Source organism: Flavobacterium sp. ACN6, assembly GCF_002304005.1.
GTDB lineage: Bacteria > Bacteroidota > Bacteroidia > Flavobacteriales > Flavobacteriaceae > Flavobacterium.
Window position 1 is genome coordinate 99,478 of sequence record NZ_MRCQ01000005.1, and the last position, 20,105, is coordinate 119,582.

Genomic DNA, 20,105 nt, shown 5'->3' on the forward strand with positions numbered 1-20,105 from the left:
TCACAAATGTAACTGATTTGAGATTTTTTTAAGCTGCCTTTTTGAATTTATCTTATTATTGAAGCTCTTTATGTTCTTTAAATTTCGTTACTACGAATTTTTTCATTTCCCTTTCAAATCGTTCTTTTGAAAATGAAACGGCATGTTCGCGTATTATTTTGGGATCGAATTTTTTTGTTCCAAAATTAATTATTGCTTCTTTAATTTTTTCTGAAGATTGCTCATCAAAGAAAATCCCAGTTTGATCTTTAATAACGGTTTCCAAAGTACCTCCTTTTGATAAAGCGATAACCGGCGTTCCGCAAGCTTGTGCTTCAACGGGAATTATGCCAAAATCTTCTTCGGCTGCAAAAACAAAAGCCTTGGCTTTCTGCATTAAACCTTTTAATTTTTTATTTTCAACATAACCCACAAATTCTATGTTAGCTTTTGCAATTTTTTGAAGTTTTTCTAATTCGGGTCCTTCTCCTGCCACTACCAGTTTTAAATGTGGCAATTGATTAAATGCTTCTACAATTAACTGCGTTTTTTTGTACGCAACCATTCGAGAAGCGGTAAAATAATACTCTTCTTTTGTTTCTTCTAAAGTAAAAAAATCAACATCAACAGGCGGATAAATAACCGTTGAGTCTTTATTATAGGTCTTCTTGATTCGCTGGGCAATATGTTTTGAATTGGCAATAAAAAAATCAACATTTTCTGAATTCGAAAGATCCCATTTTTGAATTTTATCTAACACTGATTTCGCATACAAACCCTTCAAACCTTTTGTTAATCCGGCGTCTTTTAAATATTGTTCCCTTAAATCCCAGGCGTAACGCATTGGCGAATGGCAGTAACAAATATGCAGTTGGTTTTTATCGACTTTAATTCCTTTTGCAACAGCTGAGGAAGAACTGATTATTAGATCGTAATCACTCAAGTCAAATTGCTCTATTGCAATAGGAAATAGCTGCAAAAATTTGCGGTGATTTTTTTTTACTGTAGGTAGTTTTTGAATAAAGCTGGTTTTTGCTTTTTTCCCATTTAAAATAAATTTGCGATCTTCATCATTCAAAAAATCAATAAGCGCGAAATGATCAAAATCATTCCAAATTGAGTTTATTGAATGAATTACTTTTTCTGCACCGCCATTTACATAATACCAATCGCTAATTAGGGCTTTTTTCAAAATAATCTCTTCGGTTAATAAAAAAAAGTGTGTTAAAAAAGGTGAAAAACACAACTCCAACTTGTCTGTCAAATATATTTTCAGTTAACATCGCTGTCATAATTATGAATAGAAAAATTCCATAATGTATGTTTATATTTTTTATACCCCAAAGTAAAAAAACAAAAAATAAAGCTAAGCCAAATATACCATATTTAAGCCATATATCTAAATATTGATTGTGCGAATTATATTCTATTTTAGAATAATCATCATAATTTTTGTAGGTATAACCTAAGTAACAATTATCTAGTTTTTTTTGAACATTGCCAGGGCCGACTCCTATTATCCAGTTTTCTTTTAAAACAAGATTAACACAATGATAAATACCGTATCTAAAATTAACTTCTTCTGATTTTTGAGTTTTATTTGGCAGTATAAGTTTTGAATTCCAAATTTCGTCTACTCTTTTCTTTGAAGATGGAATTGTAAAAACTAAAAAAAACAATGTTGAAATAAAAAGCACAAAACTGATTTTTATCCAAACAGCTGATACTCTTTTAAAAAGTAAAAAAACAGAGAGAACAATAAATAATACTAGTGCCAATCTTGCTGCAAAACTAATTACAGAGAAAATTAACAGACCAATTGACAAGCATCTGAAAAAATTAATATAACTTATTTTTTTAGTAGCACTAAAAATGGCATTCAAAATCACAAGACTTGAAAAAACAAATAAAATCCCCAAATATGGTAGATGAATTTCTGATATATCACTAAAAAAGTTTCTTATAATTGGGTTATAGTAAGTGTCTGATTCCATTACCTTTAAATACCCGTTGGATAAAATTACGATCCAAATATAAGAGGCTAAAATGATATTGGAGATGATAAAAACGGTTATAGATTTTCGTAATGTGCTTTCATAAAAAAATCGCTTGTTTATAATCATGAATAAGGGAAAAATAAGAAATGCGACATTTTTTTCTAAAAAACGCATCGCCAGTTTTTTATCTTCAATAAAGAAAAAACTAATTACGAAAGCCAAATAATAGCTTGTTAATACTATTAAATTAAGTTTATCCTTTTTCTCAATCAATCTATAACTTTTTTCAGAAATCACCATTATGACTGAAAAAACTGCCCATAAAATGATCGCTAAAACGCTTTTCTTTAATCCAAGAATTGGAAAAGATCCTAAAAGGATAGTGGTATAATTATATAGATCTATTTTATTTTTTTTCATCTTGAATTTCTTTTTTCAAAATAGATAAATAATTATTTTGGATTAAAAAATCCTGAGCATTCTGAACCATTTTTTGTTTTTCATCAACATTCATATTGAAAGCTTTCAATATAGATTTTAAAAAGTCTTCTGGTTTATTTGCTTCAAAATACATATCGTTTTTTATCAATCCTATTCCTTCTGCTCCAATCTCAGAAGAAATTAAAATCAAACCATTTTGAATTGCATTTATAGATTTTAATTTTACCCCGGCGCCGTGAAGCATTGGGTTAATAAAAATTGTTGATTCTGAATAACAGTTTTTTAAATCATTTTGATTTAATCTAACCTCAACATTCGGATATATTTCAAATATCTCCTGAAATTTTTTAGGATCTTTATCTCCAGTGCTTCCAGCAATTATAAGCTTATAGTCTTTTTCTGCAGTTAAAAAGGAGTGAACGTTTTTTAAATACCAAATTATTGCTTCAAAATTATTTGGCATGAATAAAGCACCTACAAAAAGCACATTTTTATTCGATAATTCTTGTTGAACCAAAACGTCATTAATTGATGCAGGCATGTAAATAGATTTTTCCATAAATGATCTATTACTCCTCTTGCTTATTTCTTTATTAGAAATAAACAAAAGTCTGTCTGCTTTTTTAAAAATTTTTTTCGAATACGATTTAAACCGTAATGCCTCAAAACTATAATATATTTTTTCAGCATAATTTTTTGCACTTTTAGCCAGCTGATAAAAATAATCCGACTCGTTATTATGAACTCTTACAATTGTTTTATCTGACTTAAAACTTTTATTTTCAAATATAATTCCAACACTTTCCGATTCTAAAATTGCGTAATTATAGTTCTTTTTTAATGATACTTTTTTTAGTGCTTTCCTTGAAACCACCTGAAGCGGCCTAAGTGAAAACAAGTCAATAAGACTGTTTTTTCTAGGAACAATTATAACTTCATTGACATATTGTTTTATAAAACTTATATTTTTTTCTTCTGGAAATTCTTTACAAGTGCAGACTAAATCAATTTCATGTCCTAATGATTTTAGTCCTTTTATACGCTCTAAAACATCAAAAGCACCGCCAAAATGAGGTGGATAAGGAAAAAAGCTAGCTGCTATAAGTATTTTCATTTTCTTTTGAAATTCTATTATTTATTTGACTTTGCAGCACATCTAAGAAAGCCATTAAAAACCATACTTCATATTTTATATAAAAAGTAACATAAATCAGTCCTGCCAAGATGCAAAATAATAAAGGAACTTTTATAAAAAATAAATTTGTATCACGAAATTTAGAGAAAAAGAAATATCTTTTTACAAAAAAATTATAGAAGAAAACAATAAAACCAAGTCCTCCGTACATCAAATTATCAAAAAAATCAGTCTTTGTGGATAATGCTTTTGTTGTTGTTAAATATCCCTTTATTTCATGCAAATTTAGTGTACTTACCCAAGATGTATTGATTACATCTCTAATTGCTTCTGGATAATAATAAATAAAACCACTCCAGCCCACACCAAAAGGATGTGTTATAAAAACTTTTAGCGAAGCTAGATATGATGTCAATCTGGTTCCAAATGTTATACTGGTATGAAGTTGCTCATCGATATTCTTTTGCAAAATTATAACAACAAAAATTGCTATAGGGATAAATAGTGGAGAACCAATAAATAAAACATTTCTGAGTTTGTTGTGACTATACATGTATTGAATAGTCATTGGTAAAACAGAAACAACTATTAATAAAAGATATCCTTTTGATTCGCTAAAAAAAGTATAATAAAGGAATATAAAAGTGGACAAAACATATATTTTCTGCTTTATTTTTTTTGGTTTTTCCAAATAATTGGCTAAAAAAACGGGTATAAAAATAAAGATCGTTAGCACTGTACCGATCCAGCTTTCTTCCAAAGTTAATAATCTGACTCTATAATATTTAATATTGTCTGAATGCAAAAAAGAAGCAAAAATTGTTTCTTTCTTTAAAAATATTACTTCAAAAAACAAGTAAACTGCCAATAGTACCTGAAGGCTGAAAAGAGCATTAAAAAAGTAATCAAAACTATTTCTCCCTGAACTAAATAGTATATAAACAAACTGATAAAAAATCAATATTGAAAATGGGTAAACAAATAGTTTTACTGCTTTTAATACGATATTTTCTTTTATTACTAAAAACGAACCGTTGAGATAATAAACTATTGGAATAAAAATTATTGTTACTATAAATACATACAATATATAATATATAAAGTATCGCATATACTTAGAAAGTATTAATTTTTGGTGCATCAATATATAAATTAACATGGGGATTGTTAAAAATATAATGGGTGAACGAGCAATTTCTCCAAATACATTTACCAAAGGAAAATCCTGATAGAGAGCTAATAAAAGCACAATAAAAAATACTATTGTTTTTATCTTAATTTTCATTTGCAAAAAGTAATTTTTAACAATTCTAATCCAAGTTTAAATTTTCCCCTTCTTACTCTATTCAAAATCAATAATAAGCTTGAGAAATAAAATTTGAATCCGAGTTTATAATGTTTTTTCACAAAAACCTTTCTGCTTGTAAATACATTTATTTCAGAGAAAAAAGACTTTTGTTTTGGGTCATATGAAGATCCTATCGTTGCACCCTCTTTATGAAAAACCAAAGATTCGAAACACCAATCTAAAGTCCAGCCACTTTTTCTGGCACGAAATGCCCAGTCTAATTCTTCATAGTAAAGAAAAAAATCTTCTGACAAAGTTCCTACTTCTTTCAAAAACTGAAATGTAAGGAACATGGAAGCTCCAATTACATAATCGATCTTTTCGAATTCTGATTTTGATTTATCTATAGATTCTCCTTCGCCAATATGACTTGAAATGTAGAATTTTTTATTAAATTTTCCTCCAACAGCTTGTAAAGTGTCTTGTTTATAATAGTATATCAATTTACTTCCTAAAATTCCAATTTTCGAATTTTGATGCTGTAAGGAATACAAAACCTGTGCTTTTAGAGAATTTTGGTCTACGACAGTATCATTATTTAACAACCAAATATAAGAATCAAAATCTTTAGTGTTTAAGATCGCATGCAGAGCAATATTATTTCCTGCTGAAAATCCTTTGTTTTTTTCTGCTTTTATAAAAACAAACTGAGTTTGAATAAGCACAAGATCTAGTTTCCTTTCAGTAGTACTGTCAAATTTAATCTTTTTTAATGATGCCCAATTTAATAATGTTTGAAATGGCGCTTCTGTCTCACTATTGTCTACAACTAAAACTTGATAATTGAAATAATTCAGATGTATAATGCTTTCAAGGCATTCTATAGTGTCTAAAGATCCTTTATGATTTAGAATAACGATATAAACCTTACGATTCAAATTATGGGTCGTATCTAAATTATCGGTTAAATTTGTTTTCTTAATCATTCTTTTTAAAAAGTGATAAACTTGATAGAATAATAGATGTAGTGATAAATATTTCAACAATATATATTGAAATTATACTTCCCTGCAGATTGAAATTTTTTGATAGAAAATAACAGCTTACAAACATTAATAAAGATCCAAAAAATGATATTCGAGCAATTTTATTTTGTTGGTTTTTTAATATCAACATTTGATAGAAGGGTATGTTTAATGCAACTATCAAAGAAACAAATAAAAAGTTTGTACAAAATAAAAGTGAAGTAAGCACCTTTTTATCTAAATCAAACTTATTAATAAAGAAAAACGATACTATATACAAAATTACTACCACCAATGCCAAAAACAGAATATTAGCTATATTCACCTTCTTTAAATGTGAGATCGCTTCTCTTTTGTTTTCGAAATAAATACTGCAAAATTTTGGAAAACTGACACTAAAAAATACAGTAAGATAGCTTCTTAAAATACTTAAAAACATATCTCCAATTTTGTAAATTCCAGCATAAAAATCTCCCAAAATATATTTTATAATTAGAATTGGGAAATTGGTGTAAACTGCAATTGATAAATTAGACACTACTATTGGGTATTCTTTTTTCACACTATCAATCAATTTATTTTTAGAAATAGATAGCAGAGACATTTTATATTCCTTAAATATTTTAAAGTAATAATAGGAATAAACCAATATGTTAGCTATTCCTAATAAAAAAATCACATAGATATAATCTGATTTTTGATTTACAACCAAATAAACCGAAAGTATATAAATTGCTTTAGAAATGATTATTATTTTATTAATTCTTTTAAAATTTTCAATTCCGATATAAAACCAAATCGGATTAAAAAACTGTGATACTAGCAAACATGATCCTAAAATATATAGTTTAAAATCTAAATTAGGCACCAAAACGAAAACGAAAATGATGCAGAAAATAATAAATAATAATGCTATAAAACGAAACGCATAAGTAACACTAAGATATTCTGAGACACGATTCTTGTTTTCTTTATTAGAGCTTATTTCCTTTACTCCTAAAAGTTTAGAGCCGAAATCTATAAATATTTCCAGTATTATAAAAACAGATGTTGCAGCGCCGATTTTTCCCCATTGTTCAATTCCACAAACTGAGATTACATAAGGAGCTACAAGTAATGGAGCTAATAAATTAACAAACTGACCTGATCCGAAAATTATATAGTTTCGGATTTCTTTATATTCAATCTTCTTTAAATTCATTAGCTTAAAATATGTGACATAAAACAAAAAACTACTTCAAAATTTGAAGTAGTTTTTTGCTATTCTGTGATTTTCACCAACTGAATTGCAAGTTCATCATTACCCATTAAAAATGGATCATATTTATCATTGATAACATTCAATTTGTACCCAAAATAATTGGGATCCCATGTCACAAATTCATTTGGATAAAAGTATTTTGTATATTTCTCAAAATCGCCGTTTATTTCTTTTGACTTATATTTTATTGAAATATTTTTTATTGTAACATTAGTCTGAGTTGGATTAAAACCTAAATCGACTCTAATATTTTCTGGAACAACTTTTTCTGGAAAATTTATTACAATTTTCTGCATTTCCTTAGATGCATAGATTGGCTGTGAAACTGAATTTGCATCTTTCCAAACATCTCCTGCTATTAAATAAAAAACTTGCAGTTTATCATTTTTTTCAAATATACCTTCAATAGTAACCGTAAAGTTTTGTTTTTCTTTTACTACCTTTTCTTCCTTACAGGAACTAAAAAGAAGTCCGAAAATTAAAACTGAAATTATAAATTTTATCTTCATTTGGATTTTTTTGGGCAAAAATATATTTTTTTACTATGGTATTTAAAAATAAATAAATTCTAAAATTTTAGGAAACATTTAAATCTTTTTGCCTTCTGTAAAATGCAATAAAGATTCGACAAAATATAAATAGTACTACAAATAAAACGGGCAATAAAAATTTTAAATATTTTCCAATAAACTTTACAGATTCTATATTAGCAGTAATACTACTTTCTTTAACAATTTTATCAAACGTAATTAATTCAATGTGATGGATTGCCTGCTCGTTAATTAAAGCATCTTTTGTTTTAATGATATCGTTTAACTGTGTATTTTCATTATAGTAAACCAGTTTATCACTTTTAGCACTACTATTTGTAGATTTAGAAAAGTTATTTAAGACACCATCTATTTGCTTTATAATTGTATCGTTTTTTTGTATTTTTAGCTGAACATTTCGATACATTTCTTTTTGTATTTTAGTATAATGATCAGAGTTATTAAAGTATTCTAAAAGCGGTTTAATAATTTTTTCTTCAGATATTTTATTTTTTGTTCCAAAAATTATAGTTTGAAAAGTATAGTTTTTACTCGTAATATTTTCTTGAAGAACCTTGTTTATATCACCATCTTCAGCCATCAATTTTATTAATTCAAAATTTTCAGGTTTATTATTGATAAAGTTATATACATCGGCTATAGGCTTTATTTCTATCGATTTCAGATTTTTAGGCTGCTCAATTCCTACAACATTTTTCAAAAACAAAGTATCATTTTCCTTAATTTTTGAATCTATTAGATCGATTTTTGAATATAAATAGTCTGTACTTCCAAAATTTGGAGTTACAATAATTTGATGCTCGTAACTTTTTTGGGTTTTATCTAAAAAAATTCCCATTCCAAAACCAACCACAAGCAGCAATACAACTATAATCCAATTTCGAACAAAAAACTGAAGACTTCTAAAAATAGAAGCGTTAACCCGATCAAAGAAACTGCTGATTTTTCTTGAAATCTGCGCCAAATCAATTTCCTGATCTTCTTGGTTTTGCGGTACTTTTGTACTCATTTACACTGGTTCTTTTATGTTGAAAATCTGTTCCAAAATTTTAATTGTAATCAAATAAGTTGGTTTTACGCCAGTTGTTCCTAATCCTCCAGAAGCTAATGTACTTCCTGTTTCTAACGGATTATCTGAAGCATAATAGGCATAACGAACTTTAATATCGTGAGGCACACTTTTTCTAATTTTAGATGCCGACTGAATCGCTTTTTGGTAATATGATCCTTCCATTTCAAGACCAATTACGCCCCAGGTTGATTCGTGGAAAAATTTCAATAAATCTCTGTTTTGCAATGAAGTTCCAAGAACCGTAACCATTGCGCCTTCATAAATATCAATGTCATTTCCTTCAAACATAGCGCCTGTAAGTTCATTTTCGAAGAAATAATTATCTGCCGTTCCTTCGTTTATATGTGCCGTCGGGATCATAATATCTCCTTTACCTCCTTCTAGAATTCCGGCTTTACCCATAATCGAAACCGATTTTACATTTAGTAAAGTTTCTTTTTTAAATGGTTTTAAAAGCTCATCGATTGTTTCATAAGCCTGCTCGCCAAACGCATAATCCATTACGATTATAACGGGTTTATCTTCATCTATATTAGCGTACGAAAATGCCGTTTTTGACCAATCAATTTTTGCAGTATCAAAAATCTGAACGTCGATATTTGTTCCAGAATAATCTGGCAATGAAATCATTCCGTTTTTAAGAGCCAATTCTTCTACCTGACCTCTAATTTCTTTTGAGCCTGAACTGCTTAATTCTTCATAAATAAAGAAATCTGTTTTACCTTTAAATTTATTTTTTAACAACGGTGTTGCAAAAATCGAATTCATTACACTGTGCATGTTTGCACTAATGACGTGAATTGGTCTTTTTAATAAATCGTTTGCTTTTAGAACTTCTTTTATATTAGTTGCCCAGATTTCTCCGTGAATATGATGTCCTAAACGCTCACGTAACACCGGACTAAAAGTAATTGTGCGTTTATTGTTTTCAACAATTTCTTCAATTGCCAGTTTTCCTAACCAATAAATTACATGCAGAAAACGGTCTGGTGCATTTTCTGAACCAAAAGCGTCGTAAATATCCAAAACTTCTTCGAAAGTTCTTGCTAAAATATTAGCAACATGCGAAATAGCTTTTTCTTTTTCAACCAAAGAAAGCTTTTTAGTCTGCATAACAGCTTGTTCCAATTTCTGCCAGTCGCGAGAAACTTCTCCCCCGTCGTCAATTAAAACTCTATTTTTAATTTTATGAGATTCAATAAAAATGAAAGTCAAATGTGTCAAGATATCATAAATATCAGAACGGCCGCGAGTGATTTCGACATTCATTTGTTCTTCGTCAATTCTGTAGCAGTTTCTTCTTCTTTTTGGAGGAACAATTGCCTGAAAATGCGATTTAGAATAACCCTCGTCTGAAGTTAAATTGATAAAACGACATTGCTCAATCCCGATAGGAAGACGTTCTATAACGTACAAAAGTCCGTTTAATTCTACTTTTTCTTCGGCAATATTTCCATAAATTTCAGGACGTAATGCCAGTAATGATTCGCGTAAGCTATCGCCAGAAACTCCCATTGGTTTATAAAACCCACGGTTGAATAAATGGCGCATGGTAATGTACATTTTTTCTATAGCTGCAGATGATTCCTGCGCTCTTGATCTTGATATATGTTTGGTTTCTTTCATGTATTTTTATTTTAAAAATCTTCTTTTTGGAAGAAGATGAAAAGTATTTCGATAAACGAAAGTAGGAAATATTAATATTATTTCAATCGAAAACTAAAAATGTGATTTAATTATAATGTTTATTTCAAATTAGGATTTACCATCTGTTTTAAATTTATCCTTTGCCCAATTTTCTGGATTTGAAACAATGTAATCAGAAATTCTTTGATATTGATTATTGTCTCTAATGATATTATCATAAAATAATTTTTGCCATTGATGTGGATATCCCAATCTATTGGCGTGTTTTGTTACCGCAGATTTATAGGATCCAACAATTGACGAAATGGTGTTTTTTCCAATGTTTTGAAAACGTTTTGAACCTGGCGATGATGATGGTAGATACAGGGCATGCCCTGAATCTACTGTATCAACGTTATCCAATTGTTTATCGATAATCAAAATTCCGTGAATATGATTTGGCATGACCACAAAATCACCCAATTCAACGTTATCATGATGTATGGGAATTTGATGCCATAATAAATCGGCAATAATTCCGACATGTGATAAAACCATTTCATTGTTTCGAATTTCTCCAAAATAATGCCTTCTGTCTTGTGTACAAATAGTTATAAAATAGGCTCCGTTCCAGCCATAATCCCACCATTGCGCTCTTATCGAAGAAATACGATATTTATTTTGAAATTTTCCTTGACTCATTAAATTTTGATTTACTTATCCATCCCAATTTATGTGAATCAATAACTATTTAATAAGTAAAATAGTATATAAGATTATCTCAAATTATCCGCAATCTTTCTGTCATTCGACAATCTTGGAATTTTATTTTGTCCGCCTAATTTTCCCTGCGATTTCATGTAATCCTGAAAACCGTTTTTAGAAACTTTGGTAATCACCACTTTTCTTAAAACATTTCCAGTAATTAAATCATCATAGTAAATATTCTGTTTACGCATTGAATTATCGATTGCATCGGCGAAAGTTTCCATATTTTCCGGCTCGTTTTCAAATTCAACAAACCATTCGTGATATGGTAATCCGTTTGAAGGATTAATTTGCGGCGCAACAGTAAATTCGTTAATAACAATATTGGTTGATGCCACAGCATCTTTCATTGCATTCTCTACTTCATTTGCAATTACGTGTTCTCCAAAAGCAGAAATGTAATGCTTGATACGTCCAGAAACTATAACACGATGCGGTAATAAAGAAGTAAACTGAACCGTGTCCCCAATATTATATCTCCAAAGTCCGGCATTTGTAGAAACAATTAAAACGTAATTTACACCTATTTCTACTTCACCAATTGTTAGTACTTTTGGGTTTTCTTCAAAAAATTCATCTGCTTTTATAAACTCATAAAAAATGCCAGAATTCAATAACAAAAGCATTCCCTTTTCTTTTTGAGAATCCTGATAGGCAAAAAATCCTTCAGAAGCAGGAAACAATTCTATACTGTCTACTTTTCTGCCAATCATATTTTCGAACTTCGCGCGATACGGTTCGTAATTAACACCTCCGTAAATGAACAAATTAAAATTTTTAAATATATCGCCTATTTTCTTTCCATCTCTTTTTTGCTGTAAACGCTCAAAATACATTTGAACCCATGACGGAATTCCAGAAATAACGGTCATATTTTCTCTAATTGTCTCCTCTGCAATAGCATCAACTTTGGTTTCCCAATCTTCAATACAATTGGTTTCCCAAGATGGCATTCTGTTTCTCTGTAAATATCTCGGAACAAAATGTGCCGCAATTCCAGATAATCTTCCAAATTTAATTCCGTATTTTTCAGTCAGAATCGGACTTCCTTGCAGGAAAATCATTTTTCCGTCTATAAAATCTGTATTTCCCGTTTCATGTACATAATGTAAAATCGCGTTGCGCGACGCTTCAATATGAGACGGCATCGATTCTTTGGTTAACGGAATAAATTTTGCACCAGAAGTTGTTCCAGAAGTTTTAGCAAAATAAAGTGGTTTTCCTTTCCATAAAATATCTTCCTCCCCTTTTATTACTTTTTCTATATAAGGTTTTAAATCTTCATAATCTCTTACTGGAACATTTTGTTGAAAATCTTGAAAAGTTTTAATCTGACCAAAATGATGATCTTTACCAAAACTTGTTTCTCTGGCTTCTTTTACAAGCTTTTTAAAGATTTTTTCTTGTGTTTCTACAGGTTTTTGGGCCCATGCCTGCGTTTGGTTATATATTCTACTAGCAAATAATTTTGCTGCAATTCCTTTAATTGACATTTGATATGGTATTATTTTTTGTCACTTTTCTTTTTGTCTTGAGATTTAGTTTTGATTTCCTTTTCAGTTTCTGCTACTTCTTCTCTTAATTTAATCTCAGCATCAGATGCTTTCATATTTAAATCTGAAGCATCCTCAACTGTTTCTGCTAAAATAGAATCTTTATTGAATTTCGAATATTCCATTTCGCCTTTTAAAACCTTTTGAACTCCTTTTATATAAGCTTCATTTTGTCGTAAAGCAGTTTCCAGCGAATCTGACTTGATCGCCAATTTGGTTGCATTTCTTTTTAACTCTGTCGAAGAATATCCTGGAATAAATTCTCGAAGCGGGGTGAAGGCAATTATAAAAGTTGTAATTAAAATTAAAAAAATTCCTCCTAAGGTAAACGTTACAAACACGTTCATTAAAGTAAGCCTGAAGGAAAAAATTTCCTCAAAAGTATCTTCATTCAAAATTACCAATCGGTTTTTGATGAATAATTTTTTCCTTAAATTCTTCTTCTTTTTCTTAGCCATTTCACTTTTTTAATCAAGCAAATATAGTAATTAATCATATTGATAATGCTTGCAAAAGTTGTATGAATCTGCTTAATTTACTATTTTATAAAATATTTAACGTGGTATTATACAAATATTTTAAACCAAAAACACAACTAGTTCGTATATTTCTATATACCTTTGCGGTGAAAACTTAATAATCAATTTGCTTCGGCATTAAATATACAGTCATGGGAAGATTAGGTCTTACAGAAATCCTTGTTATAGTAGGTATTGTGATATTACTTTTTGGAGGTAAAAAAATTCCAGAATTAATGAAAGGTTTAGGAAGTGGAATTAAGGAATTTAAAAACGCTGCTAAAGACGATCAACCTGCTGCTAAGAAACAAGAAGAAGAAACGAAATAGTAACCTTCAACTTATTAACAAGTCCCAGACTGCAATTTTTACAAATTGCAGTCTGGGATTTTTTTTATATCTAAAAAATCTTACTTTTAGAGTCCCTAAATCCATTAAACAATAATTATGAAAAACCTACTTCTAATTACTGTTGCATTTTTGTGTCTCAAAGGTAATGCACAAAAGCAACCGTTTCCTGCCAATATTGTATTCAACAATGGCTTAATGGCATCGTCTAAAAACAGTCTAGATGCTCAAAACAATTATGATACTTGGCAAATTAATTTTGTAGAATCTTGTTCTAACGGGAGATACAGAGTAAAATTTGACGATCCTTCTCAAACTGTTTCCGAAGGAATTGCTTACGGCATGCTTCTTTCTGCGTATAAAGCAGATAGAATTCTTTTTGACGGACTTTGGCTGTATTATAAAGACAATGTAAACGGTAATAAAGTTATGAACTGGAAAATTAGCGGCTGTTCTGGAACTATCGGTCAAAACGGTGCTACAGATGCTGAACTTGATGCGGCTTTTGCCCTCATAGTTGCTGACTTCCAATGGGGAAGCACTGGAAATATCAATTATAAAAGTGATGCAACAGCTTTAATTACTGCGATTAAAAATTACGAAGTTGAAGCTAATACATATGTTTTAAAACCTGGAGATCAATTCGGCGGGAGCCAGATTACAAATCCTTCTTACTTCTCTCCTGCTTATTACCGTGCTTTTGGTGTTTTTACAAATGATACTGCTTTTTGGAATCAAGTTGCGGCGAAATCTTATACAGTTATCAACAATAATTTAACTCAAAACAATGCCGTAGGAGGTTTAGTTTCTGACTGGTGTGAAGCTTCTGGAGCCTATTCGTCGCAAGCTGGAGGATATAACAATGGCGGGAAAAGTTATACGTATGATGCTGCCAGAACGCCTTGGCGTATTGCGGTAGATTATGTATGGTACGGAAATGCTGATGCCAAAGCATACGCTAAAAAATCATCCGATTTTGTTCGTCTAAATTTGGGCGGCACATCAAACATTAAAGATGGTTATAACCAAGACGGTTCATTGCGCGGACAATGGCATAATGCTACTTTCGTTGGCTCATTTGCCTGTGCTGCGATGGCGGGCGAAAATCAACAGCATTTAAATGATTCTTACACCGATTTAAAAAACCTCAATGAGCCAAACAGCTACTTTAATCATACTTTAAAAACATTATACTCCTTTTTACTAACGGGTAATTTTTATTTGCCTCTAAACGCCACATTGTCCAATGAAAATTTTGATATTGAAAAATCTACTGTTACGCTTTTCCCAAACCCGAGTGCAGATCGAATCACGGTTAGTGCACCTCAGCAATCGACTATTTCAGTAATTTCTCCTTCCGGAAGTGTGATTCACCAGCAGAAAACAATATCAGAATCAACCGAGATCAATTTAGGCCATTATGCCTCAGGAGTTTATTTCGTCAAAATATCAAATGATGATTTTAAAAGTGTCACTAAAAAAGTGATTTTGAAATAATCTTAAAATAGAAACTCCCAATTTACAGTTTGTAACTTGGGAGTTTTTTTATTTAATAATTCCAGTTATGGAATTTGGAATTTAAAAAATTGGAATTTCTTACAGTACCATCGTCAACTGAATTCTTTTTCTATCCTCATCAACTTCAGTTACTTTCACATCAACATGCTGATGCAATTTCACCACTTCGTTTACATCGCTCACAAATCCAGCTTTTAACTGAGAAATGTGAACCAAGCCGCTTTCTTTAATTCCGATGTCAACAAAACAGCCAAAGTTGGTAATGTTATTAACAATTCCCGGAAGAATCATTCCAGTTTTCACATCTTTGATCGATTTTACGTTTGCGTCAAATTCAAAAACCTTAGCCGACTTTCTTGGGTCTAATCCGGGCTTTTCAAGCTCTTTGATGATATCTTTTAGCGTAAGCAAACCAATTTCAGGTGTAATATAGTTTTCGGCTTTAATAAGCGCTGTTTTCTCTTTATTGGCAATTAAATCGTTTACCGAAAGTTTCAAATCTTTTGCCATCTTTTCCACAACCGAATAAGCTTCTGGATGGACAGCCGAATTATCCAGCGGATTTTTAGCATTTGTAATTCTAATAAATGCCGCACCTTGCTGATACGCTTTATCACCCAAACGAGGTACTTTTTTCAACTGTTTTCTATCTTCAAACGGACCATTTTCTGAGCGATACTGTACGATGTTTTCTGCCAGCTTCTCTCCTATTCCACTCACATAACTTAGCAAATGTTTACTTGCTGTGTTGATATTGATTCCAACCGAGTTTACGCAGCGAATTACCGTATTATCTAATTCTTCTTTAAGTTTGGTTTGATCCACATCATGTTGATATTGGCCTACGCCGATAGCTTTTGGATCAATTTTTACCAATTCGGCTAGCGGATCTGAAAGTCTTCTTCCGATAGAAACCGAACCACGAACCGTTACATCATAATTTGGAAATTCTTCCCTTGCAATTTTTGATGCCGAATAAACCGAAGCTCCTGCTTCAGAAACAATGAAAACCTGAACCGGTTTGTCGAATGCTATTTTTTTGATAAAAAATTCGGTTTCGCGTGAAGCAGTTCCGTTTCCAATAGAAATTGCATCAATTTGATACGCATTTACCATTGAACGAATTTTTTTTATCGCCATTGCTTCCTCCTTTTGAGGCGCGTGCGGATAAATCGTTTCATTGTATAATAAATCGCCTTTTTCATCCAGACAAACTATTTTACAACCGCTTCTAAATCCAGGATCGATTGCCAAAATACGTTTTTCTCCCAAAGGCGGCGCCAATAATAACTGCCCTAAATTGTTGGCAAAAACCTGAATAGAATTGGCATCGGCTTTTGCTTTTGCTTCCTGCAAAGTTTCATTTCCAATCGCCGGATTTAATAAACGTTTGTAACTGTCTTCAATCGCTAATTGCAAATGAGCTGTTGTGTTATTTTGTTTTTTAATAATGATTTCGTCAATTACATCGTAAGCTTCGTCGATATCAACATCAATTTTCATTTTGATAAATCCTTCATTCTCTGCACGAAGCATTGCCAATAATCGGTGTGCCGGCGCTTTTGTCAAAGGTTCTTCCCAATCAAAATACTGACTGAATTTTTGTGCTCCCTCCTCCTCTGCTTTCTTTTTTACAACTTTGGTTCCAATGGTTGCTTTTCGCTGATATAATCTACGCAGCTGTTTACGAACATAAATATTTTCGTTGATCCATTCGGCTACAATATCTCGCGCGCCCTGCATAGCGGCTTCTTCATTAATAACATTTTCATTGATGTATTGTGTCGAAATAAAATCAACGTCAGCATCACTTTCAGACATGATAATTTTTGCCAAAGGCTCTAAACCAAATTCACGCGCAACATCTGCTTTTGTTTTTTTCTTCTTTTTATATGGAAGGTAAAAATCTTCAATTTCTTGAAGATCAAAACTCTGTTCAATTTTTTGTTTCAATTCTGGCGTAAGTGCTTTTTGTTCTTCAATAGATTTTAGAACGGCTTCTTTACGTTTTACAAGTGTATCGTAGTCTTTTTGCAATTTTGCAATCTGCTCAATTACAGTTTCATCTAGATTTCCAGTCGAATCTTTTCGGTATCTGGAAATAAACGGAATAGTACAATCTTCCTCTAATAATTTTACAGTGTTTTGAATGCTGATTGGTGGTGCCTGAACAGATTTGGCAATAAATTGAATATTAGTCATTTATTTATTGTTTAAAAAAGATGTAAAAAATGCGAGATTTAACGATAACCTCGCGTTTTTTATAATTTATATGATTTTAAAATTTTATTAAACTGTTTTGATTTAATAAAATTGTGTTTTATTTTATTAACTTGTATTTTTTCTAGAAACCCTAAATTTTCGAGATTATTTAAGTCAGCTCTAGCTGTAAAATTTGAAATTCCGAATCTATTTTCAATTTCCTTACTGCTTAAAACCCTATCTGAATCTTCATTTAAAATTTTTAAAATTTGTGCTTGACGCTCATTTACATTTGGTATTTTAATAAATTTTGCTGCTTGAATTACTTCTTTTTGTTTTCTGCCAATATATTCTTTCAAAGCTGTAAAAGCCTTCTCCATTGTTTTTATATGATAAGTTATAAAATAAGTAAGGTCATTTTGATCTATTTCTGAATATAAAAAAGCTTTTTCATACTGGACTTTTGTATCTTTTATAATAGTAGAAATCGTTAAATATTCTGTAAGCCAGTAACCATTTTTAAGCATATACCAATAAAATAATGCTCTAGCCGTTCTACCATTACCATCAGAAAAAGGATGTATCCACCCTATCATAAAATGAATGATAATCCCTTTAATAATTGGATGAATAAACGTTTTTTGTTCTTCATTAAAAAACAAACATAAGTCATTAATTAACTTTTGTATTTCCTCATCTTTTGGTGGTGTATGTACTACTTCACTATTTGAATGATCTACCACATAAATATCATTATTCTCTCTATATCTGCCTTCATCTTCGGTATCTTCTAATGTATTGGTAGAAATAAGCTTATGAATATACAGCAGATTTTCTGGGGTTAAATTATCATTTTTATGTTGAACAATATATTTCATTGTGAAATAATTGTTCATAATCATCTGTTCTGATTTGTTTTTTGGCTTACGCTCTTTTTGAATCATTTCTTTTGCCGCTCTTCTAGTGGTATTTGCACCTTCCATTTGACTGCTAGAAATAGCTTCTTCCATTATTGAACTGATCAGAAATTTATTTTTGTCTGTATCATTTATACCTATGTTGCTTCCAAGATTTCCTCCAATATGTAAATCAAAATGATGTAAAAGTCTAAGAATGTAATCCGTAACATTAAAATTAAAAGAATATGTTCCGAATAAAATATTTTGCTTATTTAATGATCGAGATAATTTAACAACATTCCAATATTGTTCAGGTTCAATAGATTTTGTTTTATATTTTACTTTATCCCAATATAAATATTCATCATTGATTTCTTTCAACTCGCCCGACAATGTAAGCTGAGTGAGTAAGTTTATAGTATTATTGTCGTATTTCGATATTGGTGGATATTCTAACATATAACAGTTTTATGCTAAATTAGTAAAAAATGCGAGATTCTTGTAAAATCTCGCATTTTTTACTAATTTTAAATTTTATAAGAAAATATATCTAATTAAATTAAAACTTATATTAAATTTTTAAATTTTGTAGTAACTTTCGACTATATAATATCTTTGTTTTTAATTATTACCCAATGAAAGTTTTATTACTATATTTTTTATTTGTAAACGTTCTCACGTTTATTATCACTGGTTATGATAAATTTCTAGCCAGACGAAATAAGAGAAGAATTTCTGAAGCTGCCTTATTTTTTCTTGCCTTTATTGGTGGGACAATTGGTTTGTTTGCAGGAATGTTATTCTTTAGACATAAAACGAGTAAAACTACATTTATTATGAAATTCCTCTATATTATTTTAGTTCAGGTTGTAATTATATATTTGAAATACACTCACAATATATAGATATTAACATTGTTGATAACCTTAAAAATCAACTATAAATAACTGTCTATAAAATATTTAAAAAATAAAAAAACCGGATGGATTTTAAAAATCCGCCCGGTGTGTTTATCTCTTATTGGTGCGAAGCACCCGCTTTTTTTTGACGTTTTACGAACAAGCAATTTTATTTACTCTATTCTGGTGTCTTCCACCCTCAAAAGCTGTTGTTAAAAAGGTTTCAACAATTTCAACTGCCTGAGGAATAGAAGTAAAACGCGCTGGAATACTCACAATATTAGCATCATTATGTAAACGTGTCAAATAAGCAATCTCTTTAGTCCAGCATAAACCAGCTCTTACTTTTGGGTGTTTATTAACAGTCATAGCAATTCCGTTTCCGCTGCCACAGATTACTACTCCAAAATCTGCTTTTCCTTCAGATACATCATTTGCAACTGGATGTCCAAAATCAGGATAATCAACAGAAGCATCCGTATCAGTTCCATAATTAGTTACTTCATATCCTTTAGCTTCAAGCATTGCAACAATTGCTTTTTTATATTCTGGTCCAGCGTGGTCGTTTCCTATTGAAATTTTCATTTTTTCTATACTATTAAGTTGTGTAGTACAAATTTACTCAATTAATAAAATGTTTGCCACGAATTTACCAATTTTCACTAATTTGTTTTCTTTAACAATACATATAACATTATTAAAAAGTAAAATACAGCTCTAACAAATTCGTTCAATTCTATTGCAAAAACCTTTATTTTACAACTATCTTACTGTCAGAATCTTATCACTTATTAACAATTTTAATAACTATATAACTATCTCATTATCAATAAAGAATAAACAGAATATTTGTTAAAATTTTGAAGTGTTAATAGCGAAACCTAATTCGTTGATATTCAATTAACTTTAAGTTAACATTATTTGTTAATAAGTTCAGAAAGAAAATTAGAAGTTTTTTTTGGTTGTGTCAAAAAAAAGCCTAATCCAAAACTGGAATTAGAAAACCTAATAAAGTTTCAGGAATTT

18 protein-coding genes are annotated in these 20,105 nt (G+C 30.3%); 3 read left to right on the plus strand and 15 right to left on the minus strand.

Annotated elements, in window-relative coordinates:
* Positions 1–55 precede the first annotated feature (55 nt).
* From BSF42_RS09390 to BSF42_RS09445, 12 genes are all read right to left on the minus strand, one after another.
* On the minus strand, positions 56–1,171 hold the full coding sequence (locus tag BSF42_RS09390) for a glycosyltransferase (RefSeq protein ID WP_095953024.1): 1,116 nt from the start codon (positions 1,169–1,171) through the stop codon (positions 56–58).
* Entirely contained in the window at positions 1,152–2,396 is a 1,245-nt protein-coding gene (locus tag BSF42_RS09395) for an O-antigen ligase (RefSeq protein WP_095952831.1), read from the minus strand. Before BSF42_RS09395 ends, BSF42_RS09390 begins: the two co-directional genes overlap by 20 nt.
* Positions 2,383–3,531 (minus strand): glycosyltransferase, encoded by a 1,149-nt coding sequence (locus BSF42_RS09400; RefSeq protein ID WP_095952832.1) that lies wholly within the window; start codon positions 3,529–3,531, stop codon positions 2,383–2,385. Before BSF42_RS09400 ends, BSF42_RS09395 begins: the two co-directional genes overlap by 14 nt.
* Entirely contained in the window at positions 3,509–4,837 is a 1,329-nt protein-coding gene (locus tag BSF42_RS09405; protein ID WP_095952833.1) for a hypothetical protein, read from the minus strand. Before BSF42_RS09405 ends, BSF42_RS09400 begins: the two co-directional genes overlap by 23 nt.
* A complete protein-coding gene (locus BSF42_RS09410; RefSeq protein WP_095952834.1) occupies positions 4,834–5,826 on the minus strand; it encodes a glycosyltransferase family 2 protein in 993 nt (330 codons plus the stop codon). Before BSF42_RS09410 ends, BSF42_RS09405 begins: the two co-directional genes overlap by 4 nt.
* On the minus strand, positions 5,819–7,066 hold the full coding sequence (locus BSF42_RS09415) for an oligosaccharide flippase family protein (protein WP_095952835.1): 1,248 nt from the start codon (positions 7,064–7,066) through the stop codon (positions 5,819–5,821). The genes BSF42_RS09410 and BSF42_RS09415 overlap by 8 nt, the downstream gene beginning before the upstream one ends.
* A 59-nt stretch (positions 7,067–7,125) precedes the next feature.
* Positions 7,126–7,635: a hypothetical protein gene (locus BSF42_RS09420; RefSeq protein WP_095952836.1), complete on the minus strand. Its 510-nt coding sequence runs from the start codon at positions 7,633–7,635 to the stop codon at positions 7,126–7,128.
* 67 nt (positions 7,636–7,702) lie between these two features.
* Complete coding sequence (locus BSF42_RS09425) at positions 7,703–8,686, minus strand: hypothetical protein (protein ID WP_095952837.1); 984 nt, start codon at positions 8,684–8,686, stop codon at positions 7,703–7,705.
* A complete protein-coding gene (locus BSF42_RS09430) occupies positions 8,687–10,375 on the minus strand; it encodes a hypothetical protein (RefSeq protein ID WP_095952838.1) in 1,689 nt (562 codons plus the stop codon).
* Between the two features lie 129 nt (positions 10,376–10,504).
* Positions 10,505–11,077, minus strand: coding sequence for a transposase (locus BSF42_RS09435; protein WP_095952839.1), 573 nt, complete (start codon positions 11,075–11,077; stop codon positions 10,505–10,507).
* A gap of 74 nt (positions 11,078–11,151) precedes the next feature.
* Entirely contained in the window at positions 11,152–12,636 is a 1,485-nt protein-coding gene (locus BSF42_RS09440; protein WP_095952840.1) for a GH3 auxin-responsive promoter family protein, read from the minus strand.
* 11 nt (positions 12,637–12,647) lie between these two features.
* Positions 12,648–13,154: a peptidase gene (locus BSF42_RS09445; protein ID WP_095952841.1), complete on the minus strand. Its 507-nt coding sequence runs from the start codon at positions 13,152–13,154 to the stop codon at positions 12,648–12,650.
* Positions 13,155–13,366: 212 nt separating this feature from the next.
* On the opposite strand from BSF42_RS09445, the gene BSF42_RS09450 reads away from it, so the two are divergent.
* Together BSF42_RS09450 and BSF42_RS09455 are read left to right on the plus strand one after the other, a co-directional pair.
* Positions 13,367–13,543 (plus strand): twin-arginine translocase TatA/TatE family subunit, encoded by a 177-nt coding sequence (locus BSF42_RS09450; protein ID WP_057115473.1) that lies wholly within the window; start codon positions 13,367–13,369, stop codon positions 13,541–13,543.
* A 117-nt stretch (positions 13,544–13,660) separates the two neighbouring features.
* Positions 13,661–15,058 carry a glycosyl hydrolase family 8 gene (locus BSF42_RS09455; protein WP_095952842.1) on the plus strand — a complete coding sequence of 466 codons (1,398 nt, stop codon included), beginning with the start codon at positions 13,661–13,663 and terminating at the stop codon, positions 15,056–15,058.
* A gap of 99 nt (positions 15,059–15,157) precedes the next feature.
* Here the strand turns inward: BSF42_RS09455 and BSF42_RS09460 are convergent, their stop codons facing one another.
* Entirely contained in the window at positions 15,158–17,281 is a 2,124-nt protein-coding gene (locus BSF42_RS09460; RefSeq protein ID WP_095952843.1) for a Tex family protein, read from the minus strand.
* A gap of 59 nt (positions 17,282–17,340) precedes the next feature.
* Complete coding sequence (locus BSF42_RS09465; RefSeq protein ID WP_095952844.1) at positions 17,341–18,639, minus strand: Fic family protein; 1,299 nt, start codon at positions 18,637–18,639, stop codon at positions 17,341–17,343.
* Between the two features lie 176 nt (positions 18,640–18,815).
* On the opposite strand from BSF42_RS09465, the gene BSF42_RS09470 reads away from it, so the two are divergent.
* Entirely contained in the window at positions 18,816–19,085 is a 270-nt protein-coding gene (locus tag BSF42_RS09470) for a DUF1294 domain-containing protein (RefSeq protein WP_095952845.1), read from the plus strand.
* A 147-nt stretch (positions 19,086–19,232) separates the two neighbouring features.
* Here the strand turns inward: BSF42_RS09470 and rpiB are convergent, their stop codons facing one another.
* Positions 19,233–19,664, minus strand: coding sequence for a ribose 5-phosphate isomerase B (rpiB, locus tag BSF42_RS09475; RefSeq protein WP_095952846.1), 432 nt, complete (start codon positions 19,662–19,664; stop codon positions 19,233–19,235).
* Between the last annotated feature and the right edge of the window lie 441 nt (positions 19,665–20,105).